Raw genomic sequence first — 25,263 nt, 5'->3', positions numbered from 1 at the left:
CCTGGATGAACGGAATACAGCAGCGAGGCAGCCTAGCACCTACAGAGGCAGCAAAAAAATGGAAAAATAGTTGCGAACGACTTAAAAATTCGTTATACTAGTATAACATACAGTTATAAATTTGGAATACTTTTCTAGGTACTTGAAACACTCTTAAGTTTCTCCTACTCATGTATTGTAATTGTTTAAGGTTACCGATACCTACAGGCATGCGGTAACTGAATGCCCCGGCTCCCCCCAGAGCTATCCACTGATATTCGGATGTACACCTAACCCGTACCGGCCTTCTTGGCGTGGCCGGGCAAGGCGTGCGTACCGCTAAGCCGTGGGGCCGCCCGATTTCACCACACTATCCCTTCACCTCCTAATAACACATCGGTTATGAACAACCTATTACAATTCATTGCCCTGCCCCGGCGGGGCGCGCCCGTGATGCGCTTTTTACTATTCGCCCTGCTGTGCTTCAGTATGTCGCTGCAGGCTAGTCACTTCCGCTACGGCTCGATGAGCTGGCGCCACATCAGCGGTACCACGGTAGAATTCAAAATCCAGGAGGCCTGGCGGGCAAGTGCCTTCTTTAGCGGCATTCCTTCGGTGGGTGCGGAAGCGACCGTGGACCTCCTACAGTTCGGCGACGGAACGAGCGAGAGCGTGCGCGTCACGGTGACTTCCGTTGATGCTGCTGACGATTGGTTCTTCGGCGAGACCACCATCACGCATACGTACCCCGCCAATATGGCGTACACGCCCTTCTTGTCCGGCTGTTGCCGGATCGCGGGGATCAGCAATGCGGCCGGCTCCCGGTACGTACTCAACCAGGTGGATCTGTCACCGGGTGTACTGGGTAATGACTCCCCGGTCACCGCGCTGTCTCCCATCGTGAACGTTGCCATGGGTGCTTCCGCTACCTTCAATGTACCGGCTACGGATCCGGATGGTGATCCCATCCAGTACCGCCTGCCCACCACCGGGGAGTTTCAGGGTATTAATCTGACTCCTCTATCCATCACTCCGCAGGGCGTAGCTACCATCACACTGAACAATGCTCCGGCGGGTAGCCTGTTCGCCATGCCGGTTATTGTCGAGGACCTCGACGGCTCGGGCAACGTCAAGTCGGCCACCATGGTGGATTTCCTGATCCGGGTGGTGATGCCCTCGGCGCCGCCGGTCTTTGACTACACCGTTACGCCGGCCGATAACTTTATCTTCTTCGTGAGTCCGGGTCAGGCCGTCAACTTCGACATAAAGGCTTCGGACCCGGATCCGGGGAGCACCGTTACCCTGAACGCCGTAGGTGTGCCCGTGGGGGCGGTGTTTACTCCCGGACTTCCAGTATCGGCCGAGACCCCACAGTCGTCCTTCAGCTGGACGCCCCAACTGGCGAACATCGGCACGAACGTCATCAACATTACGGCCCGGGACGACCTCGGGAACCAGACGGCTACCGCGGTATCGATCGTAGTATCCCAGCGGCCGGTCTTCGACGTGCCTCCGACGCCGGACGCTACCGTGCACCAGGTGGTGGCACCGGGAGATCTGCTGACGTTCACCGTACAGGCCTCGGATGCGGACCCGGCCGATCAGGTCCAGATCATCTCCGCTACCCAGAAGGATAGCGGCGACGACTTCACTACCCTGGGGGCCACCTTTGCCCCACCCCTGCCTACCCCTGCCGGTAACCCCACCAGTACGGTGTTCAGCTGGACGCCCGCCCCCACCGACTGGGGCATGCAGCATGCGGTCTTCACTGCCGAAGACCTGACCGCCGAGACCGCTACCTACGAGGTACCCATCCTGGTCAACACCACGCCGCAGTTTACCAGTACACCGGTACTGACGGCCGTGAGCACCTTCAATTACGTCTATAACATCACGGCTACGGACGATGACCTGCCCTACGGCGATGCCCTCATGCTGGTAGCGGTAAGTATCCCGCCCTGGCTGACCCTTACCGACAACGGAGACGGTACGGGACAGCTGAGTGGAACACCCCTACCCGGTGACGAAGGCACCTACACCATCGAGCTACAGGCACAGGATATTCACCACCATCAGAACCCGGGGGGCATTCCTACCCAGACGTTCCAGCTGGTCGTGACCAGCGACGGTGGCGGTGGCGGTGGTGGCGGTGACACGACCTGTACCCTCAGCATCGATCCACCCACGGTGACGGACGTGAGCTGCCTGGCAACCAGTGATGGTAGTATTCAGGTGACGGTGAGTGGCGCGGTTGGGAATGTATCCTACGACCTGACCGGCCCCACGAACCAGTCCAACACCACGGGCGTGTTTACCGGACTACCGGATGGTATGTACACCGTAACGGCCACGGATGATGGAGTAGCCGGCTGTACGGCCACCGAAAGTGGCATTATGGTCGGTACCGGTGGCGGCGGTGCCGCACCCGTGATCACGAACATCGATGTGCCCACTACCGTCCAGCTCATCGGACAGATCCTCAAAGCCTACGTAGACTATACGGACGCGGACGATAACGACAACCATACGGCCACAATCGATTGGGGCGATGGTTTTAGCGAACTGATGTCGATTGACCAGCTGACCAACGAGGCGGACGCCCAGCACCGCTACTTCGCCCCCGGCAGCTATCAGGTGACCATCACCCTGGAGGACGGTTGTGGCAATGTAGTGACGCAGCAGGCCAGCAACCTGATCGTAGTGAGCAACTGCCCGGTCGCCAAGGCCGCGCCGGTGATCACGAACATCGATGTACCTACTACCGTCCAGCTCATCGGACAAATCCTTAAGGCCTACGTGGACTACACGGACGCCGACGATCAGGACGACCATACGGCCACGATCGACTGGGGCGACGGATTCAGCGAACTGATGTCGATCGACCAGCTGACCAATGAGGCGGACGCCCAGCACCGCTACTTCGCCCCCGGCAGCTACCAGGTGACCGTCACGATTAAGGACGGCTGTGGCGGTACGACCACGATGATGGCGCCCAACCTGATCGAAGTAGGCAACTGCTCGATCAATAATGCCGCGCCGGTAATTACAGCTATCGACGTACCCACCACCGTCCAGGACATCGGACAGATCCTCAAGGCCTACGTGGACTATACGGATGCTGACGATACTGACGACCATACGGCCACGATCGACTGGGGCGACGGATTCAGCGAGCTGATGTCGATCGACCAGCTGACCAATGAGGCGGACGCCCAGCACCGCTACTTCGCCGCTGGCAGCTACCAGGTAAGCGTTACGATCGACGACGGCTGCGGTGGTACGACCACGATGATGGCCCCCAACCTGATCGAGGTAAGCAAGTGCTCGGTAGCCAATGCCGCACCCGTCATCACCAACATCGACGTGCCCACTACCGTCCAGGATATCGGACAGATCCTCAAGGCGTACGTCGACTATACGGACGCTGATGATCAGGACGACCACATGGCTAAGATCGATTGGGGCGATGGCTACAGCGAGATGATGTCGGTCAAGCAACTGACGAATAAGGCCGATGCCCAGCACCGGTACTTCGCTGCCGGCCGCTACCGGGTGACGATCACCCTGAAAGATAGCTGTGGCGGAATGGTCACCAAGATGGCTGACAACCGGATCGAAGTCGGAGCCGTCAGTGTGAGTGCGCCCCCGGCTGCGCCCACTGTCATCAACCTGGAAGGTGCGGCTGCCGCCGGCCGGATCGACGCACTGGTCTACCCCAACCCGGCCTCCCACGAGCTACGGGTCGAGTGGACCGGATTTGAGGGTGAGTTGCGGGTGGCCCTGATGGACCAGGTCGGCCGGCGCGTGATCGAGCAGCGGGTAGCCGCGGAGGCCGCTAACCTGCGCATGGACCTGACGGCCCTGCAGCTGGCACCCGGTGCGTACCTCCTACAGTTGACGGACGGCGACACACGCCTGAACCGCATGGTACTGATACAGTAGGCTATCGGAGGACTTAGCCAAGCGCTAGTCCATATTGGGTGGATACCTCCGGGTATCCACCCCTTTTTAATTACCCCACCTCCTGCAATTCCACCAGCTTGCGGTAGGCCCCACCGCGCTCCAGCAACTCCCCGTGGGTGCCCTGCTCGATGATGCGGCCGTGGTCCAGCACGGCGATCTGGTCCGCGTTCTGGATGGTGCTGAGGCGGTGGGCGATCACCAGGGCGGTGCGGCCCGCCATCAGGCGCTGTAGGGCTTCCTGGACCAGCCGCTCGGATTCGCTGTCCAGGGCCGAAGTAGCCTCGTCCAGAATAAGAATATCGGGATCGCGCAGCACGGCCCGCGCGATGGTGAGGCGCTGCCGCTGTCCCCCGCTGAGCTTAGTGCCCCGGTCACCGATATTGGTCTGGTACCCAGCTGGGGTGGCGACGATGAAGTCGTGGGCGTTAGCTACGCGGGCGGCGTGCTCGACCTGCTCCGGCGTGACGCCGGCCATACCGAAGACGATGTTGTTGTACACCGTATCGTTGAACAGGATGGCCTCCTGACTCACGATCCCGAAGCGTGCACGTAGGGTGGTAATATCGTAATCGCGCAAGTCCCGCCCGTCCAGGCTAATACTCCCCGTCGTGGGGTCATAAAAGCGGGGCAGCAGGTCGGCAATAGTAGATTTACCCCCCCCGCTACCGCCAGCCAGGGCCAGCACCTTGCCCGTAGGGATGTGAATGTTTATATCGTGCAGCACGGTAGGTCCATCACTGGTGTAAGAAAAACCCACCTGATGAAAACGGACTCCCTCAGTACCTGCCGCGCCCCCACGACCATTCACCGCACCCGCGTCCGCGCCCGCACTCACGCCTACCTTAACCCCTTCTCCCCCTAAGCCCATAACCCCTTGCACCAGCGGGTTACGCACATCCAGTACCGCCTCCACCCGCTCCAGGGCGCCGAGGCCCTTTTGTACGTTGTACCAGGCCTTACTGAAATTCTTGGCTGGGTCGATGACCATATAGAAGGCGAAGATGAAGGCGATGAAGGTGCCGGCCTCCATGGTACCACCGAACACCTGCCGGGAGCCGTACAAGAGCAGCACGGCCACCGTGGCGATACCCAGAAACTCGGTGAGGGGGCTGGAGAGGTCGCGCCGCCACAGCAGCCGCGTGAGCTGGTAGCGGTAGCTGTCGTTGAGCTCGGCGAAGCGCCGGCTTTGGTAGTCTTCGGCCCCGAAGGATTTGATGATGCGCAAGCCCCCCAGACTTTCCTCGGTGCGGCTGACAATCTGGCCCAGCGTCTCCTGCACCTCGCCGCTGCTACGCTTGAGGCGCTTGCCGAGTCCGCCGATGACCACGCCGGTGAACACCATGAGTCCGAAAACGAAGAGCGTAAGCGAGGGGCTCACGAAGATCATGAAGGCAAGGGCACCCACGATGATGAAGGGCTCGCGCCAGACGGCTTCCAGGACGTTGAGGATGCTGCTTTCTACCTCCTGCACGTCGCCCGTGATGCGGCTCAGGAGGTTGCCCTTGCGCTCTTCGGTAAAGTAGCCCAGGGGCAGGTGCAGCAGGTGGCTGTACAGCTCGTTGCGCAGGTCGCGGATGATGCCGTTGCGCACCGGGGCCATGAAGAACAGCGCCAGGTAGCGGAACAAGTTCTTGAGCAGGAACGACAGCAGGATGAAGCCGCAGACGTACAGCAGGGCCGTTTCCCGGCCTAGGGTGGTGATCCACTCGGTCACCTTGTAGCCGCCGTACTGTTCCAGTTCGGACATGGAGGTGATGCGGTCGGGGGCGGTGGTGACGACTTCGGTCTGCTCGAACAGGATATTGAAGAAGGGCTGGAAAATGGGGATGGACACCACCGTAAAGACGGCCGTGAGCACGTTGCAGAAAACGGCCAGGGCGACCAGGCCCCGGTAATTGCCCATGTAGCCGAGCAGGCGGCGGAAGGAATCCATGCCGCAAAGGTAGGCAGTAGTACCTTCGGCCCATGGCACGGATCGAGCACGCTACCTACACCTTCCTGCGCCAGCTGGCGGCGCACAACGACCGCGACTGGTTCGCGGCGCACCGGGAAGCCTACGACGCGGCCCGCGCCAACGTAGCCGCCTTCGCCCAGGAGCTGCTCGACCGCCTCGCTAAGACGGATGTCATAAGTACCCAAAACGGCAAAAAGGCGCTCTTCCGCATCTACCGCGACGTGCGCTTCAGCAAGAACAAGCTGCCCTATAAGACCAACTTCGCCGGCAGTTTTACCCGCGACGGCAAGCAACGACGCGGCGGCTATTACTTCCACCTCTCCCCCAGCGAAAATATGGTCGGCGGCGGCTTTTACGGCATCGAGCGCGCAGACCTCAAGCGCATCCGCGAAGAACTGGACGGGGACGCCGGTGCGCTGCGGGAGATCACTGGGGCGAAGGAGTTCACCCGCCTATACGGTACCCTGCGGGGCGAGCAACTCAAGACGGCCCCGCAGGGCTATCCCAGGGACCACCCCAACATCGACCTGCTCCGCTACAAGCAGTTCTACGCGGCCCGGACCTTTAGCGAGCAGGAGGTGCTCTCCGCAGACTTCATTGATTTGGCGGAAGAAGCCCTGCTGGGGCTGCGTCCGTTCTTCGACTACTTCAGCGAGGTACTCACCACGGACGCGAACGGCGAAAGTATCCTGGACTAGATGGGCTATTCGATACTCGTCGTATCCGACTACCGGGATAGCCTTAACGCCGTACGTCCTGAGGGAAGACTCTACGTAGAGCTGGTACGCCAGCACGACTACCAGGTAACCCTTATGACCCACCGCGAGGGCGCTCACTACCTCGAAGAGTTGGAGGCCGCCGGGGTGCGCATCATCGACTGGCACCCAACCACGAAGTTCGGACGGGCCGACCGCGACCGCCTGCGGCAGGAACTGGATACGGGGGACTACGACATCCTCCACCTGTACAATAATAAGGCCGTAGCCACCGGTGTCCGCGCCGCGAAGGGCTGGGACGGCAAGGTGGTTACCTACCGCGGCTACACGGGTAACGTCAACTGGTACGACCCTACGGCCTACACCCAGCACCTGCACCCACGGGTGGATATGATCACCTGCGTGAGTCAGGCGGTAAAGGACAGCATCGACGCGCAGCGGTTCTTCGACGCCTCCAAGACGGTAGTGGTGGGCAAGGGACACGACCCGGCCTGGTACGCGGCCATCGAGCCGATCGATCTGCACGCTGCCTTCGATATACCGGCGGACCGGGTGGTGATCATCGTGGTCGCTCACGCCCGTCGTATGAAGGGTCTGGACTACCTGGGTACGGCCATTCGCCGGATGCCCGCCGAGCTACCGCTTCACTTCTTGTTCGTGGGTCGGGGACTGGAAGAAACGGACCTGCCCGTCGACCTGGCCGACAGTCCTTACCACGACGCCGAGGACTTCACCTTTGCCGGCTACCGGGAGGACGTACTGCGGCTGTTGGCCGGCGCCGATATCAGTTTGCTACCCAGTGTCAAGGGGGAGGGACTCAGCAAAGTATTGCTGGAGAGTATGTTCCTGGGTCGGTCGACCATCATGACCGATATCGGGGGCAACCGGGGTCTGGGGGTACATGAGCAGACCGCCCTCATCATACCACCGCGCGACGAAGATGCGCTGGTGCACGCGGTCCTCCGGCTGGTAGAAGATCCAGCGTTGCGCCAACGCCTGGGTACCGCTGCTATTGCCTATATCACCAAGCACTACCGGGCGGAGCGCTCGGCCGAGGAGCTCGCTGCTGCCTACCGCTTCGTCATGACGCGCTAGTAGCCTGGCCGTTTTTGCTATTCTTCATATTTACCGTAGCTTCTTACCTTACCAGGGTAAACCGACGATCAATGCACTACCGACTACTCACTCTACTAAGCCTCCCCCTGCTCCTGCTGTCGTGTGGAGGCACTGATTCTACGCGCGCCGATAGCATGGCCACTCCCGAAGCACAGTCGACCACCGAAGAGGATGTAGTCCTGGAGGGTGACGGCGAATGGACCGACCTCCTGGCCGGCGGCACCCTCGACGCCTGGCATAAATACGGCGAGGATGCCCCCGGCCCCGCCTGGAAGATCGACGAAGACGGGGTGCTCTACCTCGACACCACCAACAAGGGCGAGCACGGCGTAGAGGGCGGCGGTGACCTGGTCACCGACGAGAGCTACGACGACTACGAACTGGAGCTAGAGTGGAAGATCGGAGCGTGCGGCAACAGCGGCCTGATCTACAACATCGTGGAATCTGAGGATAACAGCTACCCCTGGCAGACCGGCCCCGAGATGCAGATCCTGGACAACAGCTGCCACCCCGACGCCAAGATCACGACCCACCGGTCCGGCGACCTCTACGATATGATCACCGGGGAGCCGGAGAACGTTAAGCCCGCCGGTGAATGGAACAAGATCCGCCTGGTGGTCACCGACGGCTACGTCGAGCACTGGCAGAACGGGGAGAAGGTCGTCAGCTACACCGCCGAGGGTGAGCCCTGGGAGGCGATGATCGCCGAGTCCAAGTTTAAGGATATGCCCGACTTCGGCAAGTCTACCTCGGGCAAGATTGCCCTACAGGACCACGGGGACCCGGTCTGGTTCCGCAACATTCGTATTCGGGACCTGGACGCTAAGTAGTCGATAACCTAGAAAATCATAGTATATGAGTACCATTATTGCATCCGGTCAGCAGGACCGCATTCCGGCCGGGGTGCCGGCGAACCGGGACCGGCTGTTTCTGGCCGCCTGTGTATCCTTGATCGTTACGGCGATGACCTTCGCCATTCGCGCGGGCATCCTTACAGAACTGGGAGAGACCTTCGCCCTAAACGACGTAGAACTGGGCTGGGTCAATTCCATGGCCTTTCTGGGCTTTCCCGTTGCGATGATCGTCGGCGGGCTGATCTATAATCAGGTAGGGCCGAAGAATCTACTCTGGATGGCCTTTGTCAGCCACCTGGCCGGACTCCTCCTCACGATTTACGCCGGTGGCTTCTGGGGTCTGATCATCTCGACCTTCTTCATCGGTTTCGCCAACGGTAGTGTCGAGGCCGCCTGTAATCCGATGATCGTGGATATGTATCCCGACAAGAAGAGTCAGATGCTCAACAAGTTTCACGTCTGGTTTCCCGGCGGTATAGTCATCGGCTCACTCGTTGCCAACTTCCTGGGCGATGCAATAGGATGGCAGGGACTGATCTGGGTCATGGTACTTCCGACGCTTGCGTACGCCGTGCTGATCTTCGGTCAGGAATTCCCGAAATCACAGAATATCGTCAACGATACCGGTGCCAATTTTAAGGGCTTACTCAATCCGCTCTACCTGTTTATGTTCGTCTGTATGTCGCTTACCGCGGCGTCCGAGTTCAGTACCACACAGTGGGTAGAAAAGATTCTCGGGGCCACCGGGGCTCAACCGCTGCTCGTGCTGGCCCTGGTTTCCGGTTTGATGGCCACGGGTCGATTCTTTGCCGGTCCCATCATCCACCGGCTCAATCCGGCGGGTGTGCTGTGGATCTCTTCCATTCTTACCACGGCGGGCATCTACCTGCTGAGTACCCAAGAAGGCGCTATGATCTACGTGGCGGCGGTGGTGTTTGCCCTGGGTGTATGTTACTTCTGGCCCACCATGCTGGGCTTCGTGAGTGAGTACACTCCTCAGTCTGGTGCACTGGGCCTGTCCCTCATGGGAGGTATCGGCATGTTCTCCATGGTAGTTTGGAATCCGGTCATCGGTGGCTGGCTCGAGAGCGCTACCGCAGCGGCTACCGCCATCGGTGCTACCGGCCCGGAAGCGGACCTCATTGCCGGGCGAGAGACGCTACAGGCCATGATCTACTTCCCCATCATCCTGATCGTTCTCTTCGGCGGCCTATACTTCTACATGCGCAACAAGCCGCAGGTACACGCTGATGAAGTGATGCTGGACCCCGACGCCATGTCGGTACCCGGTTCGGCCCGGTAGCACTGAGCCGAAATGATTTACAGTCAATCGCCCGCTCCAACTTGTTTGGAGTGGGCGATTGACGTAGTAGATGGAGCCTTCTACCTATTAGGATTTATCTAAATCTATCCAGCTAAGCTATAGTGTATTTGTGGCTAGGTCGAGGCTACTATAGCTACCGCAGCAGGCAGGTTACTAGTCAAGCCTGGGTATCTGGGGAGTCTATGGTGTCAATGGGGAGTACACTTGACCCCAGCGCCCAGTCCGCAAGCGCTGGTAAGCGGACACAAAAAAGCCGCTTCCCCAGTGAGGAGAAGCGGCTTTGTGGTGGCAGGAGGTGGTCCTACCGATCGATTACCGTAGCTCGTCGGTACGCTTACCGGCGGAGTAGTTGATCTTCAGCTGGTTACTCTTACGCAGCTTGGTCTTGACGTCCTGTACGATACCCATGGTGACATCGCCGTCCACACGAAGCGAGGAGGTGATACGGCTACGCTTGGCCTCGGGGAGCTTCACTTTGTGCTGTTCCAGGAACAGGGGGATGTCATCGACCGTGGAGATCTTGTCGCTCAGCTGGATGCGGGGCGAAGTACCGTATACGGCCTGGTACTGCTGCGTAGGGCGTCCTACGTAGATGTAGTTGACCAGCGACTTCTCATCCAGCTTGGTGAGCTGAGTGGCTTCCGGCGTATTGACGGAGAGCTTTAGGTCGGAGTCCCGCAGCACGGTCACCATCATGAAGAAGAAGAGCAACATGAAGATGATATCGGGCAGCGAGGCGGTAGAGATCGCGGGGGAAGACTTGCCGCGCTTTTTGCTAAACTTGGCCATGGGTTGAGTTTGTATTAGTGACTGCGCTTAACAGATGAATCTGCGGGCGGTAATGGTGGGTGAACGGTCCGATTTACTGCTCCTCACCGAAGTTGGTGGGCTCGGCTTCGGACAGTACCATGGGGATCTCGTCGCGAATGGCCTTGCGCTGAGCGAAGGGCATCTCGTCCGAGTAAGGCTGTCCGTACCGGCGTTCGGAGAGTTCGTCCCACAGTTCGTCGTACGCACCCTTGAGCTCATTGTAGACGGCCAGGTAGGTCTCGTAGTTAGTACCCCGGTCGTTCTTCAGGGAGATAATAGCATTCCGTGGGCCTTCGGCCAGGTCGGGGCGCTTGCTGGGGTTCATGATGAACTCCTTGGCGCGTTCGCGTAGCTCGCCGATGCGGGCCGGCTCCTCGCGGACGAGCAGCTGGTTTTGCGCATTGACCAGCACGGAGAACACGTTGCGCTCCTTCAGCTTGGTGATATCGGGTTCCTCATCGGACCAGGGTGGTAGCTTGACGAGAATGCCCTTGTCTTCTGCGATAGTGGTGGTGACCAGAAAGAAGATCAGCAGCAGGAAGGCGATATCCGCCATCGAGCCTGCATTGATCTCGTTATTCATCCGGTCTCTCGTTTTGGTCTTAGCCATGGTCGTAGTCGGTTGTGATTGGTTACTTAAAGAGGCCGCGGATACCGAACACCACGAGGGTGAGTACCGCCAGGGCTAGCATGATCAGCGCCGTCACGATGGAGCCGCTGATGAATTTCAAATTGCCCGGTGAAATAGAGGCCTCCTGTGAAGTCTCGAACTTGGTGATCGCGTTAGCGATCTCCGGATCGTTGACCTCACCGCTGGCCATCGAGTATCCGATGAACATGATGAGGACGAGTGCGACCAGTCCGGCAATTCCCTTGAGCGAACCCTTGGGGTTGTCGATCATCTGGACCACTCCGAAGATGATGGCTACCAAGAAGGCCAGGCCGATCAGGACGACGGAAATGGTGATACCGAAGTCGAAGATGCCGGTATCGTACGCCTCGGGCGACTTATCGTTAGCTAGGAGCAGTTCGCGGGTCGTGTCGTCCGCGGAGAAGATCGCCGCCAGAAAGATAACCGTGATCAGCACTCCAATCCCGAAGGCCAACGCCTGACCGTACTTGTTTAAGAACGTATACATAGTTGATTGGATTTTTGCGGATGAGCCGGTTAGATCCGGGGACGCGTGGTCGTAAAGATGTTGTTGGTCGCCATGATGTCTACCAGGGCGATCGTAGCATCTTCCATGCGGTTGACGATACCGTCGATCTTGTTGACGATGTAGTTGTACAGGATCTGCAGGATAATGGCTACTACCAGACCGAATACCGTGGTCAGCAGGGCTACCTTAATACCGCCGGCTACTACCGCGGGGCTCAGGTCACCTACCGTCTCAATACGGTTGAAGGCCTGGATCATACCGATTACCGTACCCATAAAGCCGAGCATGGGAGCAATGGCGATAAACAGGGCGATCCATACCAGGCCGCGCTCGAGCAGGCCCATCTGTACGGAACCGTAGCTGACGATCGCCTTCTCTACGGCGTCGGGGCCTTCGGAGCTGTGGCGGAGTCCTTCGTACAGTACGCTGGCGGTGGGGCCGGGGGTAGACTTCGCTACTTCCTTGGCACCTTCCACATCACCGGCTTCGAGGCGTTCTCCGATACGGGAGAGGAGCTTGTCGGTGTTGGTGGAGGCCAGGTTGAGCGTGATGATTCGCTCGATACAGAACGCCAAACCGAGAATCAGACAGATCAGTACGATCGCCATGAAGCGCCAGTCGCCGTCGATGAAGTTCTTCTTCAGGACCTGGAAGCCGTCGGATTCTTGAGCTGCCAGATCCGCTGCGGAAAAGGCGACCAGCGCGAGTACCGCCAGTGGTTTAATAAGATGTCGCATAGCCGTATTTAAAGGTTTAACGTAGTGTGGTTGCGTAAGAATAAGATGAGAACCTCCCGCCATTTGGCGTAAGGCACTGCGGAGAAAGAGGGATTCGAACCCTCGATACGGTTACCCGCATATACGCTTTCCAGGCGTACCTCTTCAACCACTCGAGCACTTCTCCGTATGAATTCGTTTCGGGTGGCTTCATTCAGCCTCCCGTACTGTCATTCCCAGGTCAGGGACCGTGGGTGTAGACGCAAAAATTGTAAAAACGATCAACAAAACAAAATTTTTAACCGCCTGTCGCAAAATAAGCAAGGGCTTTAGTACGTATCACCCTACCGCTTAAGCTACGCTATTTTCCGCAAAGCGGTCAAGGTCAAACAGTTGCCGTGCGTTCTGCGTGGTGATGCGCCCAACGTCCGATAATTCAATTCCCCAGACCGCCGCAATCTTTTCGGCTACCAATGGGAGATAGGCCGTCTCATTGCGCTTTCCCCGGTACGGTGTTGGTGCAAGATAGGGCGCATCCGTCTCAAGTAGCACGGCATTTTTCGGTACGTGCCGCAGCACCCCCTCCAATCCACCGTTTTTAAAGGTCGCTACCCCACCGATTCCGAGCGCAAAACCCAGCGCAATGGCCCGGTCCGCCTGCCCTACGTCTCCCGTAAAGCAGTGGAACACCCCCCGGGGGTGCGCGCCTGACATCCCCTCCAGCAAATCCAGTAACTCATCGATCGCCATACGGGCGTGAATACTGATCGGCAGGTCGTATTCCACCGCCCAGCCGCACTGCCGGACAAAGGCATCTTCCTGCTGCGGCCGGTAGGTGGTATCCCAGTGCAGGTCCATACCAATCTCCCCGATGGCCACCCACTTGCGGGGCAGTTGCAGATAGCGGTGCACCTCGGCCAGCTCCTCCTCGTAGTCCTCCTTTACGCTCACGGGGTGCAGCCCGATCATCGCGTGGCAGAACTCCGGCTGTGCACGCTCTAGGTCCAGCATGGCGGCGTGCGTACTCCGGTCGATGGCGGGTAGCAGGGCTAGGTCTACGCCGGCTTGCCGCGCGCGTGCGAGCATCGCCGGCCGGTCGCCGTCAAATTTGCTGCTATAGAGGTGGGTATGGGTATCGATGTACATATCGGGGGGGAGGGGCTTGGGGCGGGGTGCTACCTTCGTGGCTATGGCGAAAAAGAAATACTACGTCGTCTGGATGGGCCACGTACCGGGCGTCTACACCGCCTGGCCTACCGCCAAGCAGCAGATCGACGGCTATAAGGGGGCAAAGTACAAGTCCTTTCCCGATCGCGCCCAGGCCGAAGCCGCCTTCCGCAGGGGATTCGGCAGCTACCTCAAGCAGAGCCTGGGGACTAAAGCTTCCAAGTCATCGCACCCGCGTACGCGCCCTTCCGCCGTGCCTAGCTCGGAAACGATCATCGGTAAGAGCATCAGCGTAGACGCCGCCTGCTCCGGCAACCCCGGAAAGATGGAGTACCAGGGCGTGACCACTGTGGGCAAGCGGCAGATCTTCCACCAGGCCTTCCCCCTGGGCACCAACAACATCGGCGAATTTTTGGCCCTGGTCCACGCGCTGGCCTTCCTCCAGAAGCAGGAGCAGCCCGACCTGCCAATCTATACCGACTCCAAGATCGCTATGGGCTGGATCAAAAAGGGCAAGTGCAAGACCACCCTGGTCCGCAATGCCAAGACCGAGCTCCTCTACCAGACCATCGAAAAGGCCGAAGCCTGGCTCAAGGAAAACACCGTCACCAACCCGATCCTCAAGTGGAAGACTAAGGTGTGGGGGGAGATACCTGCTGATTTTGGGCGGAAATAGGGGGGATTAGACCCACTGTCGTGGGGTAGAGTCCGCGCTGGCGCGTGCGGACGTAGACCGCTGAAGCGGAGTAGACGGCAGGCGATAGTAAGCGTATATAATCGACTATTTACGTATACGATCGGGTACCCAGCTGGAGCTTGACATAGGTTTGCTGCAAATAGAAAGTACATGGCCTCCGACTTCCGCAAACTGGCTGCTTACCGCAAGGGATTTCAATTAGCTAGTCAGCTACGAAAGGCTACCCTACAGTTTCCCCGAAATGAGTACGCATTCATCGATCAAATTCGTCGTTCGTCCCGCTCTGTATGCGCCAACTTGGCGGAGGTGTATGGGGTGAGGCAGTACCAGAAACATTATCAGTCTAAGCTCGCTATTGTAGTGTCCGAAAACTTCGAGACGCAAGTCTGGCTGGACTTTGCCCTTGAAGCCGCCTACATCAGCAAAGAAGACTACACCAATTGGAGACAGCAGTCCGAAGAAGTAGGCAAGCTACTGACCCACATGCAGAATAACTGGCAGCGCTATAAAAACTGGAACAACACCAACTAAGTCGCCCGCACTCTTCCCCCCCCCGTCTACCCGCGTAGCGGTCTGCCCTCGCACGCGCCAGCGAGCGGTCTACCCTGCGACAGCAGGTCTACTCCCTGCGACAGCAGGTCTATCTAACAAACTTCATCCGATACTTCAGCTCAATATCCCCCCTACGGATCTTCTCCAGCTTGCGCTTGACCAGCCGTTTCTTCAGGGGCTTGAGGTGCTCGGTGAACAGAATACCCTCGATATGGTCGTACTCGTGCTGCACCACGCGGGCGTTCATGCCAGTAAAAGTGGAGGTGTGGGTCACGAAGTGCTCGTCTTCGTACTCGATGGTGACCTGCTCGGGGCGTACCACGTCGCCGGTGATGTCGGGGATGCTGAGGCAGCCCTCGGCGTAGCTGCAGTCGGCACCGGCCTCCTCGATGATCTCGGCGTTGATGAATACCTGACGGATGCCCTCGCCCTCCTTGCCCTCGTCCTGCATGGGGCCGCTATCGACCACGAACAGCCGGATGCTGCGGCCCACCTGCGGCGCGGCCAGACCTACCCCATTGGCCTCCTCCATGGTCTCCCACATGTCAGCGATAAACTGCGCCAGATCGGGATAGTCGGCGGCAATGGGCTCGGCCACTTTCTTCAGCACGGGCTGACCGTAGGCGTAAATCGGTAGAATCATTAGGGCTTAGTTGGGGGTGCACGTTCGAAGAGACAAGGTTACCGCCTTTCTTCCAAATAGTCCTGCAGCAGCAGCGCTGCCGCGATACGGTCTACCTGCGTCTTGTCGCGCCGCTGCTTCTTCTTCATGCCCATGGCCAGCATCGACTCCCGGGCGCGGACGCTGGTGCGATACTCCTCCTGCCGGTGCAGCGCGATCTCCGGATACAGCTTGGCAAACTTACGCTCGAAGCCTACGATGGCGCCCTGTACGGGGTTAGCTTCTCCCGATGCGGTGAGCGATTCGCCAACCACCAGATCGCTGACTGCTTCGCGTGCCAGATAATCAGCCAGCCAGTCCCAGAGTTTACCGGTCGGTACGGTGTCCAGACCGGTAGCGATGAGCTGTAGGGGATCGGTGACGGCTAGTCCGCACTTTTTGGTCCCGTAGTCTATGGCTAGGATGCGCATAAAGATAAATTTCTCCTCGTCGGCCGAGGTTCGGGTTGAACCGGTCGGCGGACGAGCCAGACTGCGTAAGGCTCGGCCGACGACCGGCCTAAGTGGTTTCGATCTCGTAGACTTCCTCCTCAGACTCCTCGTGGCTGAAGCGGGCCAACTGAGTGCGGATGCCGCGACGACCCCGGTAGAGCAGCCACATCATCACCGGTACGACGACCAGCGTAAGGAAGGTAGCGAAGATCATACCGTAAATGATCGTCCAGGCCATGGGCCCCCAGATCGCGGTATTGTCACCCCCCAGGAAGTAGCGGCCATCCCAACTCGCTACGAAGCTGAAGAAGTCGAAGTTGAAGCCGATAGCCAGCGGGATAAGGCCCAGTACGGTAGTGATAGCAGTAAGGAGTACGGGGCGCAGACGGGTAGACCCCCCATCGACGATAGCGCCGCGAATGTCGGCCAGGTCCAGGTCGGAGATCTTCTCCAGTCCCTGCTCCTCGACCCGCTCGCGCATGAGCAGCGTGGTGTAGTCGATGAGTACGATGGCGTTGTTGACCACCACCCCGGCCAGTGAAATGATACCTACGCCCGTGAAGACGATCGATAGCGTACCTCCGAAGAAGAAGTACCCCAGCAGTACGCCGATCAGGGACAGCACCACCGAAGTGAGGATAATGAAGGGCGAACTGATACTATTGAACTGCGCCACGATGATGATGAAGATCAGGAACAGGGCGAAGACGAAAGCGCCAAGGAGGAAGCCAAGGTCCTCCTGCTGCTGTTGCTGCTCACCGGTAAACTCGTAGGAGAAGCTCGCCGGCAACTTATAGCCCTCCATAGCCTCCGCGATCTGGGGTACGACGTCGTTGCCGGTATACCCCTCCGTGACGTTGGAGCTGATGGTGATGACCCGGTCCAGGTCTTTACGCTTGATACTGGAGTAGGTGGAGGAATAATCCACCTCGGCCACCGTACTGATGGGCACCTGCGTGATGCGGCCGTTGGAGGGGTCCCGGAAGGTGATCCGCTGGGCCAGCAGGCGGGAGACGTTGTTGCGGTCTTCCTCCTTTAGGCGGATGTAGATCGGGTACTCGTCCTCCCCCAGTTTATACTGACTCACCTCGCGGCCGTACACCGAAGTGCGCAGCGCATTGGCGATCTGGAAGGTCGACAGGCCGTAGCGGCGGGCCACCTCGCGGTTGACCTTGACGAGTAGCTCGGGCTTACCGAGTTTGACGTCGGAAGACAGTTCTTCGATACCGGGGATACCCTGTGCGTTGATGTAGTTGATCACGTCATCACCGAGGGGGACCAGCTTGTTCAGGTCCTCTCCAGAGATCTCCAGGTTGATGGCCTTACCCGTTGGCGGACCGCTTGCGTTCTGGTCTACGGTGATCTTGGTACCCGGTATACCCTGTACGGTTTCCCGGATCTGCTCCATCAGCATGGCGGTACTCACCTCACCGCGTTCCCGGAAGGGGACGAAGCTGATCGTGATCCGCGCTTTGTTCGGCGTCACGCCGGGCTCGGGGGGTGTGTTGGGGTCGGAGGTATTCTCTCCGATCTGCGTGAGTACGGATTCTACGACGTTCTCGTAGGGCTTCAGCAGGTTGAGCACCCGCTGCTCGATCTCCTTGGATACCTCGTTAGTAGCCTGGATGTCGGAGCCGAGGGGAAGCTCGATGAAGGTATTGACGTACAGTGGGTCGGCCGTAGGGAAGAACTCGATCGTGGGCGGACTGACCGCCGTAAGAATGAACGACAGGATCAGCAGGCCGAACGTACCCGCCAGAACAGTTTTGCCCCAGCGCAGGGAGGTATCGATGAGTCCCTTGTACTTGGTCTCCAGCCAGGGCAGGAAGCGGTCCTGAAAGATGAACGACACCGGCCGCAGCGCAAAGAAGTACAGTACGCTGACGATCGTAGCGATCACCATCAGGTTAAATAGCCACTGCACCCCGGCGATCAGACCGATCACGCCGATGGTCATCATGACGGCGGCGGTGATGAGCACGTTGCGCGCCCGGCGCTTACGTTCCGCCTTCGTAGCGGCGCGTTCGTCGACCTTCATCAAGCTGGCCGCCAGCACGGGGTTGATCACTAAGGCCACGATGAGCGAGGAGCCCAGTACCAAGATCAGCGTGATCGGGAAGTATTTCATGAACTCCCCCACGATACCCGGCCAAACGGCGAGCGGACTAAAGGCAGCCAGCGTAGTAGCCGTCGAGGCAATGATGGGCCAGGCCACCTCACCGGCACCGAACTTGGCCGCATTGTCCGACCGCCGGCCGAGCTGCATGTAGCGGTAGATGTTCTCGACGATCACGATGCCGTTATCCACCAACAGACCCAGCGCCAGAATGAGGGCGAAGAGCACGACGATATTTAGCGTCACTCCACTTAGCCAGATCCAGAGGATACCCATGAGCATGGACAGGGGAATGGCAATACCCACAAACAGCGCATTACGCAGACCCAAAAAGAATAGCAACACCAGCACCACCAGGATCACACCGGAAATGATGCTGTTCTCCAGGTTATCCACCTGATCGCGCGTATTGACCGACTGATCGTTAAAGAAGGTCACCTCCAACTCGGCGGGTAGCCTTTCCTTCACGCGGGTCACTACTTCCTGGATCTCGTCGGAAGTGGTCAGCAGGTTCTCCCCCGATTTTTTGATCACGTCGAGGCTAACCACCGGCAGGGCATTAGCCCGGGCTATGCTTACGGGATCCTGGTAGCCGAACGCTACGGTAGCTACGTCCCTGAGGTAGACCAGGCGCTGGTTCTCGTTCTTGATGATGGTGTTGGACAGTTCCTTGGCGTCCGCAAACTCTCCGACCACGCGGATAGCCCGCCGTACGTTATTGTTGACGATCTCTCCGCCAGACAGCGTCAGGTTCTCGCTCCCGATCGCGTTTTCGATATCGTTGAAGCTGATCTCCAGACTCTCCATCTTGCGCACGTCTACGGCGATCTCGATCTCGCGGTCCTGCACGCCCTTAAGCTGTACATCGTTGACGCCCTTGATGTCTTCGATCTCCTCCTCCATCAGTTCACCGTAGCGGCGCAGGTCGTCGGGCGAGAAATCTCCGCTCATGTTGATCGTCACGATCGGAAAATCGGAGGCACTGATTTCCAGCACGGTGGGGTCGGTATCGAGGTCGGAGGGCAGCTCTGGCTTAGCCAGGTCGATGGCATCCTTGACGCGGCGAGTGGCCTCGTCAATATCCTCGTCGGCGTTGAACTCTACGGTGATGACCGAGAAGTCCTGGATACTAGTCGAGGTGATCTTCTTGAGCCCATCCACGCCCTGCAGCTCCTTTTCCAGGGGCCGGGTAACGAGGCTCTCGATGTCCGCCGCCGAGTTACCGAAGTAGGGCGTATTGACGAACACCTGCGGGAACTTCACTTCCGGAAACTGCTCCTTCGGCACCTGGTCGTAGGCGTACAGACCGAAAATGAAGACCATGATGGTCAGCAGGAACACACTGGTGGCGTTATCGACCGCCAGGTTGGTCAGCGAAAACGTCCGCTTGCTCTGATTGGGATTATCCATTAGTGATGGGTTTGCTCAGTGAGATGGGTTGGCCGTCCGTGAGTCCGCGCGAGCCATTGGTGATGAGGCGGTCACCGGCCACTAGTCCGGACGCCACCACGGCCTTATTGTCGTAGCTCTGGCCGGTCTCGATGTAGGTCTTGCGGGCTACCGGTCCGCGCTCCCCTTCCGCGACGGTGTACACGAAGCGGCGCCCGTCGATCTCCTGCTGGATCTGGTCCTGGCCTACGATAAGCATGTCTTCACCGCTGAAGTCGAGCACTTCCACTTCGGCCAGCAGATTGGCCTTGAGCTGCTTGGTGTACTGCCGCGGCACGTCGATCTCCACCTCGAAGGTGCGGTTAGCGGGGTCTACCGTACGTCCGATACGACTGATGGGGGCTTCAAATTCCAGGTCTAGGGCCGGCACCCGCACCCGCACCCGCTGCCGTAGTTGCACCTTGGTGAGCAGGTCTTCGGGTGCATCGGCTACCACGTCCAGGTCGTCGGTGCTGATGATCGAAAGGATCGGCGCGCCGGGCATGGTGGCCTCGCCGGTGCGTTGCATGACCCGGTCGACTGTACCGCTCAGGGGGGCGTAGACATTGCGCTTATTGGTCTGCACGTCGACCGACTTGAGCTGCTGCTGGATCCGGTCGTAGTTGTTCTTAGCTTGCAGGTACTGGATCTCGGAGCCGATGTTTTGCTCCCAGAGTTTTTCCTGCCGCTCGTAGACGGTCTTGGCCAGGGAGGCGGCCGTTTCCAGTTCGGCGCGCTGGGTCTCGGTGCCCTCTACGTCCAGTACGGCCACCAACTGCCCCTTGCGGATCGCATCGCCCTCCTCGAAGTTCATGCGCAGGATCCGACCGGGTATCTCCGGCGTGGCCATGGCGGTCTCCGAGGCGCGCACCGTGGCCTGTACCTCGGCATAGTTGCTGAAGCTGCTGGGCTGGACGGTCTCGTAAGCCACCAGGGTTGAGTTGGGGGCGTAGGTGGGGTCTATTTCCGCCAGTTTGAGTTCCAGTTCTTCCACCTCCTGGGTGAGGGTACGGACTTGCGCGCGGCGGTCCTTCAGGGCCTGTTGGATCTCCTCCGTGGTTTCCGGTACAGTGTCCTCCGGGGCGGGGCCGCAGGTGCTGAGGAATAGGAAGAGCAGACTGAGGGGTAGGATAGTTTTCATCGGTACGGACATAGAGCGTGAGGGATGTAGCCTAGCGGCCGAGGGCGAGGTAGAGATTTTCTTTGGCGACGAGGGTATCGTAGAGGGCATTCAGGTAGTTGGCCTGGGCATCGTAGAGCTGCTGCTCGGCCTGTACGGTCTCGATGCTGCTGCCTACCCCCTCCTTATACTTGATCTGGGTGACGTCGTAGATGCGCTGGGCCAGGTCGAGGTTTTCCTTGGTGGAGTTGAGTCGTGCCCGGGCGGTATTAAAGGTGCCGCGGGCGTTGAGTACTTCCAGGGCAATGCTGCGTCGCAGGTCGTCGCGCTGGTTGATCACCTTTTCCTTGGCCAGACGGGCGCGTTCCAGGCGGGCGCTGCGGCCACCGAAGTCGTAGATGGGGATGAAGGCGGAGATACCCACCAGCACGGTAGGTGCCCAAAAGCCGTCGCTCAGGTTATCTCCCTGGTACTGGTACTGGGCGGCGGCGGTGGCGTCCAGCCGGGGCAGGTAGGCGGCGCGCTGCAGGTCGATATTGAGGTCCTGGAGCACCAGGGCTTCGTCCAGTAGCTTGAGTTCGCTGCGCTGTTGGTAGGGAATATCGGCGGTGAGGGCGGCGGTTTCCACTTCGATCTCGAGCTGATCCAGGTCGTCGGCAACCCGTAGCTCCTCCCCCTCCGGGAAGTTGAGCGTGAACTTGAGCGCGCGCAGGGCATTCTCGCGCTGCTGCTCCACCTCCGCCCGGTTAGCGCGCAGGTTACGGATACTGAGTTGTAGACGGTCTACGTCGAGCTGTTCGACGAAGCCGGCCTCGTACTGGGCTTCGGTTTCGCGCAGCAGGCTCTCCAGGTTGCTGATGTTGCGGTCCAGGATCTGCATGTTGGTGGACAGCAGCAGCACCGGGAAGTAGCTCTGCGTCACCTGGCTGCGGATCTGCCGCTGGGCATCCTCGAGTTGGAGGTTGAAGTAGCTGCGGCTGGCCTTGGCCGCGCGCAGACCTACGAAGAAGGATCCGTCGAAGAGCATACTGCTCACGCTCACCCCGCTGGTGAAACTGTTTTTGAGCTGAAAGGCGATCGAGGTGGGTGCGTCGGGATCACCCATGGCGAAGGCCTCGGGTAGGGGCAGCACGGGCACCTTGAGGTAGTGGGTGAAGTCGAGGCTGGCGTTGAACTGCGGCAGACCGGTACTGAGGCGCTCGCGTACGTTCTGCTCCGCATCCAGGATATCGACCCGGGCATTGCGGATCGTATTGGAGTTGAGCACGGCGAAGTTCACCGCATCCTCCAGGGAGTAGGCTGCGGAGGTAGCGGTTTCCTGCGCGGCCAGTCCGCCGAGTAGCAGGAGACTAATGAAGAGTAGGTAAGATCGCATAAGGCAGTACTTAGGGGAGGTCTTCTTGCTTGAGGTAGTGGTCGAGCCGGTCGCGGCCGAACTGATTGACCACCCCGTTGAAGTGGTAGGTGCTGTGCTGACGCAGGATCTCGGAGAGCGGACGCTCCTGGGCTGGGAATACACCGCGGTCGATGACCATCATGGTCATTCCTACGTAGAGGTTGGCGATCACCTCGGCGTCGATGTCGTCGCGGTACAGGCCCTCCTCCATACCGCGCTCGAGATTGGCGGCTACGCGGCGGTGGAACTCGGTCTGATGGGCCTTCACCTGGGAATGAAAAATTTCCGGGTAGTACTTGCGCAGATCGTGCATGGCCGTGGGGGACACCTTGCGCATCTCCCGGATGAAGTAGCGGCTGTTGCGCAGGAATTCATCGATCGCATCGGAGGACTCCTGGAAGTGGCGCTCCATCACTGCGATATCCCTGCAGGTATCGTTCTCGAGTACCAGATGAACGAGCTCCTCCTTATTCTCTACCAATTGGTACAGGGTCTTCTTGGATATACCGAGCTCCCGGGCGATGTCGTCCATGCTCACGCTGCGGATACCGATCCGCATAAAGAGCTCACCGGCTTTTTCGATGAGTTGCTGCTGTTCCTTCGTTTGTATCACGGTGCAAAGAACGGGGGAAACTTTACATAGTTCCAAAGTTTCTAACGTTTCATCCGTTTTATTTCCGACTGCCATAGCATACTTAATATACAAGCTATTGTTGGTAGTTACAATTTAATCACCACAATATGTTGTATTTATCCCCGCAATTTTAACTCACATCCTTCGCAAGCTCGGCCTTAGCCAGACTGCATTTAGCATATTATGGATGTATGTCCGTCTGTGATCGGTGAACGGTGTACTACGGGTCGTCCTGCTGTTAATCTGACTAGGCCTCGCACTGGCGGCCCCGCCCGAGTCCACGTATCTTGCCCGCATGAATCTTGCTGACTTTCGTAACCACCTTTCCCCATCAGACGCGGCGGGGGATCCCGCACAGGAGGGTGATTTCGGACTGGGCGATAAAGTGGCCCGACAGCCCGGTACCCGCCTGATCAATTCCGACGGCAGCTTCAACGTCGTGCGGCGGGGGCAGTCCTTTTTCGCCCCCTATAAGAAGCTGGTGGAAATGGATTGGCCCCGCTTCATCATCGTCACCCTGCTCACCTACCTGCTTTGTAACCTGGCCTTCGCCGTCGGCTTTTACCTGATCGGACCGGAAGAGCTCTCGGGTATCGAAGGTTGGACCCCCTTCGATCAGTTTCTGGGGTGTTTTTACTTCAGCGTGCAGACCTTCACCACGGTGGGATACGGAACGATCGCTCCCTCTTCGGTATCGGCCAATGCGCTAGCAGCCCTGCTGGCACTTTTCGGATGGGTGGCCCTGGCGCTGGTCACGGGACTGTTCTTTGCCCGCTTCTCGCGCCCTACCCGGATGATCGTATTTTCCGACAAGGCCATTGTAGCTCCCTTCCGGGACGGTAAGCACAGCCTGCAGTTTCGGATTGCAAACAAGCGGGATACCAGCCTGATCAACGTGCAGGCCCGGGTGGTGATGACCTGGCTGGAAAAGACGGATGCAGGACTGAGCCGGCGGTTTCACCCCCTACAGCTGGAACGCGATTTCGTAGCACTGTTTCCACTCAACTGGACCATCGTACACCCCATCGGCGAGGACAGCCCCCTACATGGCTGGAAGCGTGAGGACTACGGTAGCCGGTACTCCGAGGTACTGGTCTCCCTGGATGGCTACGACCAGACCTTCGCCCAGCAGGTCCACCTGAACAACAGCTACACCTATGAGGAGATGGAGTGGAACGTCCGCTTCGAACCCATGTACCAGGAGCGGGAGCGGACGACGGAACTACTGCTCGACCGCATCAGCGACACCGTGCCCTGTGAGGAGGAATAAGCCCTGATCGATGAGCCGCTCGACGGTAGCGGCGGGCTGCCTGCTGAAGGTGCCGGCGGTGCGGTTGGCCAGCAGCGCGGAGAGGGAGGCCGATCGGTGGCCCAGTGCGTTAGCCAGCCCGTAGATACCGGCGGTTTCCATCTCGATATTGGTGATCCGCAGCTCGCCGGAGCGCAAGCTGCGTAGGGCGAGCAGTAGCGCTGGGTCCAGTCCTGAAGCTAAGCGCAGACTTCGGCCCTGGGGGGCGTAAAATCCCGCAGCAGTGAGGGTGATGCCATGGGCCAGGGCGGGTACCGCGGCCCAGTTTAGGTCGGGCAGCTGCGGACGTACGATCCGCAGGGGCACCGGCGCCTGCACACCCTGCTCGGCCAGGTGCCCGGCTAGTGACGTTGTGAGGGAATCGTCCGCGCCGGCTGCAGGATAAAACGGTAGCAGCCCATCCATCGCCAGGGCGGCCTGCGAGAGTAGGAAGCTATCCAGGGGCAGATCGGGCTGAAACGATCCGCTGGTGCCCAGACGAAGAAAGGTGAGGGACGTCAGTCGGTCCTTTATCTCTCGCCGCGCTAGATCGATATTAAATAGGGCGTCGAGCTCATTGAAGACGATGTCGATATTATCCGTACCGATACCGGTAGATATGACCGTGAGCCGCCGTCCGTCCAGCTCTCCGGTGTGGGTCACAAACTCGCGTGCCTCTACGCGCAGCTCCACCCGGTCGAAGCGCCGGCTTACCTGGGCGACCCGCTCGGGATCACCTACGGTGATAATGGTTTCGGCAACCTGTCCGGGCAGCAGGGCAAGGTGGTACAGCGATCCATCGGGACGTAGGATCAGTTCGGAGGCGGGGATCAAGCCGCTTCGGTGAGCGTGCTGATCTCCTCTTTGAGGCTGTCTTCCTGGATCTCGGAGCGCCAGTAGTCGGATACCGCCTTGCCCTTATGGACTACGATAGCCTGGGGACTCTTATGCGCTACTTCCAGCCGGTCGGCGATCTCGGTAGAGAGCGATTTGGCGTACTGGATCACGATACCGTAGATCTCGATATCGTGCTTCGCTTCAGAAATCTGCACCTGCGCCCGCGCACTGAACGGACAGCTGTTGGAGTGCTTGAAGATGACGATGGGCTGATCCTGCGACGCGGCGATGGCGGCGGTGAGGTCTTCGGAGGTGGACATGGT

The 25,263-nt window shown here is 59.1% G+C and carries 22 protein-coding genes and 1 tRNA gene; 8 read left to right on the top strand and 15 right to left on the bottom strand.

Translation table 11 applies throughout. From position 1 onward, the window contains the following. Positions 1-381 precede the first annotated feature (381 nt). On the top strand, positions 382-3,921 hold the full coding sequence (locus tag MJQ68_RS12880) for a PKD domain-containing protein (protein WP_238751529.1): 3,540 nt from the start codon (positions 382-384) through the stop codon (positions 3,919-3,921). Positions 3,922-3,991: 70 nt separating this feature from the next. Here MJQ68_RS12880 and MJQ68_RS12875 read toward each other — a convergent pair whose 3' ends face one another. Beyond that, positions 3,992-5,875, bottom strand: coding sequence for an ABC transporter ATP-binding protein (locus tag MJQ68_RS12875; protein WP_238751528.1), 1,884 nt, complete (start codon positions 5,873-5,875; stop codon positions 3,992-3,994). Positions 5,876-5,907: 32 nt separating this feature from the next. Here MJQ68_RS12875 and MJQ68_RS12870 point away from each other — a divergent pair, with 32 nt between their 5' ends. The 4 genes from MJQ68_RS12870 (at position 5,908) to MJQ68_RS12855 (ending at position 9,885) form a co-directional block, all read left to right on the top strand. Beyond that, positions 5,908-6,594, top strand: coding sequence for a DUF2461 domain-containing protein (locus tag MJQ68_RS12870; protein WP_238751527.1), 687 nt, complete (start codon positions 5,908-5,910; stop codon positions 6,592-6,594). Continuing rightward, positions 6,595-7,707: a glycosyltransferase family 4 protein gene (locus MJQ68_RS12865; RefSeq protein ID WP_238751526.1), complete on the top strand. Its 1,113-nt coding sequence runs from the start codon at positions 6,595-6,597 to the stop codon at positions 7,705-7,707. Positions 7,708-7,778: 71 nt separating this feature from the next. After that, positions 7,779-8,558 (top strand): 3-keto-disaccharide hydrolase, encoded by a 780-nt coding sequence (locus tag MJQ68_RS12860; protein ID WP_238751525.1) that lies wholly within the window; start codon positions 7,779-7,781, stop codon positions 8,556-8,558. Positions 8,559-8,583: 25 nt separating this feature from the next. Beyond that, positions 8,584-9,885 carry an MFS transporter gene (locus tag MJQ68_RS12855; RefSeq protein WP_238751524.1) on the top strand — a complete coding sequence of 434 codons (1,302 nt, stop codon included), beginning with the start codon at positions 8,584-8,586 and terminating at the stop codon, positions 9,883-9,885. Positions 9,886-10,218: 333 nt separating this feature from the next. Here MJQ68_RS12855 and MJQ68_RS12850 read toward each other — a convergent pair whose 3' ends face one another. From MJQ68_RS12850 to MJQ68_RS12825, 6 genes are all read right to left on the bottom strand, one after another. Further along, positions 10,219-10,695, bottom strand: a complete 477-nt coding sequence (locus MJQ68_RS12850; protein WP_238751523.1) for an ExbD/TolR family protein — start codon at positions 10,693-10,695, stop codon at positions 10,219-10,221. 73 nt (positions 10,696-10,768) lie between these two features. After that, complete coding sequence (locus MJQ68_RS12845) at positions 10,769-11,326, bottom strand: ExbD/TolR family protein (protein ID WP_238751522.1); 558 nt, start codon at positions 11,324-11,326, stop codon at positions 10,769-10,771. 22 nt (positions 11,327-11,348) lie between these two features. After that, positions 11,349-11,855 carry a hypothetical protein gene (locus MJQ68_RS12840; protein ID WP_238751521.1) on the bottom strand — a complete coding sequence of 169 codons (507 nt, stop codon included), beginning with the start codon at positions 11,853-11,855 and terminating at the stop codon, positions 11,349-11,351. A gap of 29 nt (positions 11,856-11,884) precedes the next feature. After that, on the bottom strand, positions 11,885-12,613 hold the full coding sequence (locus MJQ68_RS12835) for a MotA/TolQ/ExbB proton channel family protein (RefSeq protein WP_238751520.1): 729 nt from the start codon (positions 12,611-12,613) through the stop codon (positions 11,885-11,887). A gap of 79 nt (positions 12,614-12,692) precedes the next feature. Then, positions 12,693-12,779, bottom strand: a tRNA-Ser gene (locus tag MJQ68_RS12830). A gap of 164 nt (positions 12,780-12,943) precedes the next feature. Next, positions 12,944-13,738 carry a TatD family hydrolase gene (locus tag MJQ68_RS12825; protein WP_238751519.1) on the bottom strand — a complete coding sequence of 265 codons (795 nt, stop codon included), beginning with the start codon at positions 13,736-13,738 and terminating at the stop codon, positions 12,944-12,946. 43 nt (positions 13,739-13,781) lie between these two features. Here MJQ68_RS12825 and MJQ68_RS12820 point away from each other — a divergent pair, with 43 nt between their 5' ends. Both MJQ68_RS12820 and MJQ68_RS12815 read left to right on the top strand, forming a co-directional pair. Continuing rightward, positions 13,782-14,435, top strand: a complete 654-nt coding sequence (locus MJQ68_RS12820) for a ribonuclease H1 domain-containing protein (protein WP_238751518.1) — start codon at positions 13,782-13,784, stop codon at positions 14,433-14,435. Between the two features lie 171 nt (positions 14,436-14,606). Then, positions 14,607-14,987, top strand: coding sequence for a four helix bundle protein (locus tag MJQ68_RS12815; protein WP_238751517.1), 381 nt, complete (start codon positions 14,607-14,609; stop codon positions 14,985-14,987). Positions 14,988-15,096: 109 nt separating this feature from the next. Here MJQ68_RS12815 and def read toward each other — a convergent pair whose 3' ends face one another. The 6 genes from def to MJQ68_RS12785 all read right to left on the bottom strand — a co-directional run bounded on the left by def (position 15,097) and on the right by MJQ68_RS12785 (position 22,794). Beyond that, positions 15,097-15,651, bottom strand: a complete 555-nt coding sequence (def, locus tag MJQ68_RS12810) for a peptide deformylase (protein WP_238751516.1) — start codon at positions 15,649-15,651, stop codon at positions 15,097-15,099. A gap of 38 nt (positions 15,652-15,689) precedes the next feature. Next, a complete protein-coding gene (gene ruvX / locus MJQ68_RS12805; protein WP_238751515.1) occupies positions 15,690-16,100 on the bottom strand; it encodes a Holliday junction resolvase RuvX in 411 nt (136 codons plus the stop codon). 88 nt (positions 16,101-16,188) lie between these two features. After that, positions 16,189-19,647, bottom strand: a complete 3,459-nt coding sequence (locus MJQ68_RS12800; protein ID WP_238751514.1) for an efflux RND transporter permease subunit — start codon at positions 19,645-19,647, stop codon at positions 16,189-16,191. Further along, on the bottom strand, positions 19,640-20,806 hold the full coding sequence (locus MJQ68_RS12795) for an efflux RND transporter periplasmic adaptor subunit (protein WP_238751513.1): 1,167 nt from the start codon (positions 20,804-20,806) through the stop codon (positions 19,640-19,642). Before MJQ68_RS12795 ends, MJQ68_RS12800 begins: the two co-directional genes overlap by 8 nt. 31 nt (positions 20,807-20,837) lie before the next feature. Beyond that, the gene (locus MJQ68_RS12790) at positions 20,838-22,160 is read right to left on the bottom strand and encodes a TolC family protein (protein WP_238751512.1); all 1,323 of its coding nucleotides are present in this window, start codon (positions 22,158-22,160) and stop codon (positions 20,838-20,840) included. Between the two features lie 10 nt (positions 22,161-22,170). Beyond that, entirely contained in the window at positions 22,171-22,794 is a 624-nt protein-coding gene (locus MJQ68_RS12785; RefSeq protein WP_238751511.1) for a TetR/AcrR family transcriptional regulator, read from the bottom strand. Positions 22,795-23,110: 316 nt separating this feature from the next. On the opposite strand from MJQ68_RS12785, the gene MJQ68_RS12780 reads away from it, so the two are divergent. Continuing rightward, entirely contained in the window at positions 23,111-24,085 is a 975-nt protein-coding gene (locus tag MJQ68_RS12780) for an ion channel (RefSeq protein WP_238751510.1), read from the top strand. Here the strand turns inward: MJQ68_RS12780 and MJQ68_RS12775 are convergent. Both MJQ68_RS12775 and MJQ68_RS12770 read right to left on the bottom strand, forming a co-directional pair. Further along, on the bottom strand, positions 24,038-24,937 hold the full coding sequence (locus MJQ68_RS12775; protein WP_238751509.1) for a nucleoside phosphorylase: 900 nt from the start codon (positions 24,935-24,937) through the stop codon (positions 24,038-24,040). The two genes, MJQ68_RS12780 and MJQ68_RS12775, sit on opposite strands and share 48 nt — an antisense overlap. Then, on the bottom strand, positions 24,934-25,260 hold the full coding sequence (locus tag MJQ68_RS12770; protein WP_238751508.1) for a monothiol bacilliredoxin BrxC family protein: 327 nt from the start codon (positions 25,258-25,260) through the stop codon (positions 24,934-24,936). Before MJQ68_RS12770 ends, MJQ68_RS12775 begins: the two co-directional genes overlap by 4 nt. Between the last annotated feature and the right edge of the window lie 3 nt (positions 25,261-25,263).

This window comes from Neolewinella maritima (assembly GCF_923081025.1).
Taxonomy (GTDB): Bacteria; Bacteroidota; Bacteroidia; order Chitinophagales; family Saprospiraceae; genus Neolewinella; species Neolewinella maritima.
Note: the sequence above shows the minus strand (reverse complement) of the source record. Positions and strands in the feature narration are given on the sequence as shown.

Excerpts from the sequence above, each read along its gene's own strand:
- MJQ68_RS12840 (WP_238751521.1), bottom strand. The coding sequence starts at position 11,855 with ATGTATACGTTCTTAAACAAGTACGGTCAGGCGTTGGCCTTCGGGATT.
- MJQ68_RS12800 (WP_238751514.1), bottom strand. The coding sequence starts at position 19,647 with ATGGATAATCCCAATCAGAGCAAGCGGACGTTTTCGCTGACCAACCTG.
- MJQ68_RS12845 (WP_238751522.1), bottom strand. The coding sequence starts at position 11,326 with ATGGCTAAGACCAAAACGAGAGACCGGATGAATAACGAGATCAATGCA.
- MJQ68_RS12850 (WP_238751523.1), bottom strand. The coding sequence starts at position 10,695 with ATGGCCAAGTTTAGCAAAAAGCGCGGCAAGTCTTCCCCCGCGATCTCT.
- MJQ68_RS12820 (WP_238751518.1), top strand. The coding sequence starts at position 13,782 with ATGGCGAAAAAGAAATACTACGTCGTCTGGATGGGCCACGTACCGGGC.
- MJQ68_RS12815 (WP_238751517.1), top strand. The coding sequence starts at position 14,607 with ATGGCCTCCGACTTCCGCAAACTGGCTGCTTACCGCAAGGGATTTCAA.
- MJQ68_RS12870 (WP_238751527.1), top strand. The coding sequence starts at position 5,908 with ATGGCACGGATCGAGCACGCTACCTACACCTTCCTGCGCCAGCTGGCG.
- MJQ68_RS12860 (WP_238751525.1), top strand. The coding sequence starts at position 7,779 with ATGCACTACCGACTACTCACTCTACTAAGCCTCCCCCTGCTCCTGCTG.
- MJQ68_RS12835 (WP_238751520.1), bottom strand. The coding sequence starts at position 12,613 with ATGCGACATCTTATTAAACCACTGGCGGTACTCGCGCTGGTCGCCTTT.
- MJQ68_RS12875 (WP_238751528.1), bottom strand. The coding sequence starts at position 5,875 with ATGGATTCCTTCCGCCGCCTGCTCGGCTACATGGGCAATTACCGGGGC.
- MJQ68_RS12825 (WP_238751519.1), bottom strand. The coding sequence starts at position 13,738 with ATGTACATCGATACCCATACCCACCTCTATAGCAGCAAATTTGACGGC.
- def (WP_238751516.1), bottom strand. The coding sequence starts at position 15,651 with ATGATTCTACCGATTTACGCCTACGGTCAGCCCGTGCTGAAGAAAGTG.
- MJQ68_RS12880 (WP_238751529.1), top strand. The coding sequence starts at position 382 with ATGAACAACCTATTACAATTCATTGCCCTGCCCCGGCGGGGCGCGCCC.
- MJQ68_RS12865 (WP_238751526.1), top strand. The coding sequence starts at position 6,595 with ATGGGCTATTCGATACTCGTCGTATCCGACTACCGGGATAGCCTTAAC.
- ruvX (WP_238751515.1), bottom strand. The coding sequence starts at position 16,100 with ATGCGCATCCTAGCCATAGACTACGGGACCAAAAAGTGCGGACTAGCC.
- MJQ68_RS12770 (WP_238751508.1), bottom strand. The coding sequence starts at position 25,260 with ATGTCCACCTCCGAAGACCTCACCGCCGCCATCGCCGCGTCGCAGGAT.
- MJQ68_RS12790 (WP_238751512.1), bottom strand. The coding sequence starts at position 22,160 with ATGCGATCTTACCTACTCTTCATTAGTCTCCTGCTACTCGGCGGACTG.
- MJQ68_RS12795 (WP_238751513.1), bottom strand. The coding sequence starts at position 20,806 with ATGAAAACTATCCTACCCCTCAGTCTGCTCTTCCTATTCCTCAGCACC.
- MJQ68_RS12855 (WP_238751524.1), top strand. The coding sequence starts at position 8,584 with ATGAGTACCATTATTGCATCCGGTCAGCAGGACCGCATTCCGGCCGGG.
- MJQ68_RS12780 (WP_238751510.1), top strand. The coding sequence starts at position 23,111 with ATGAATCTTGCTGACTTTCGTAACCACCTTTCCCCATCAGACGCGGCG.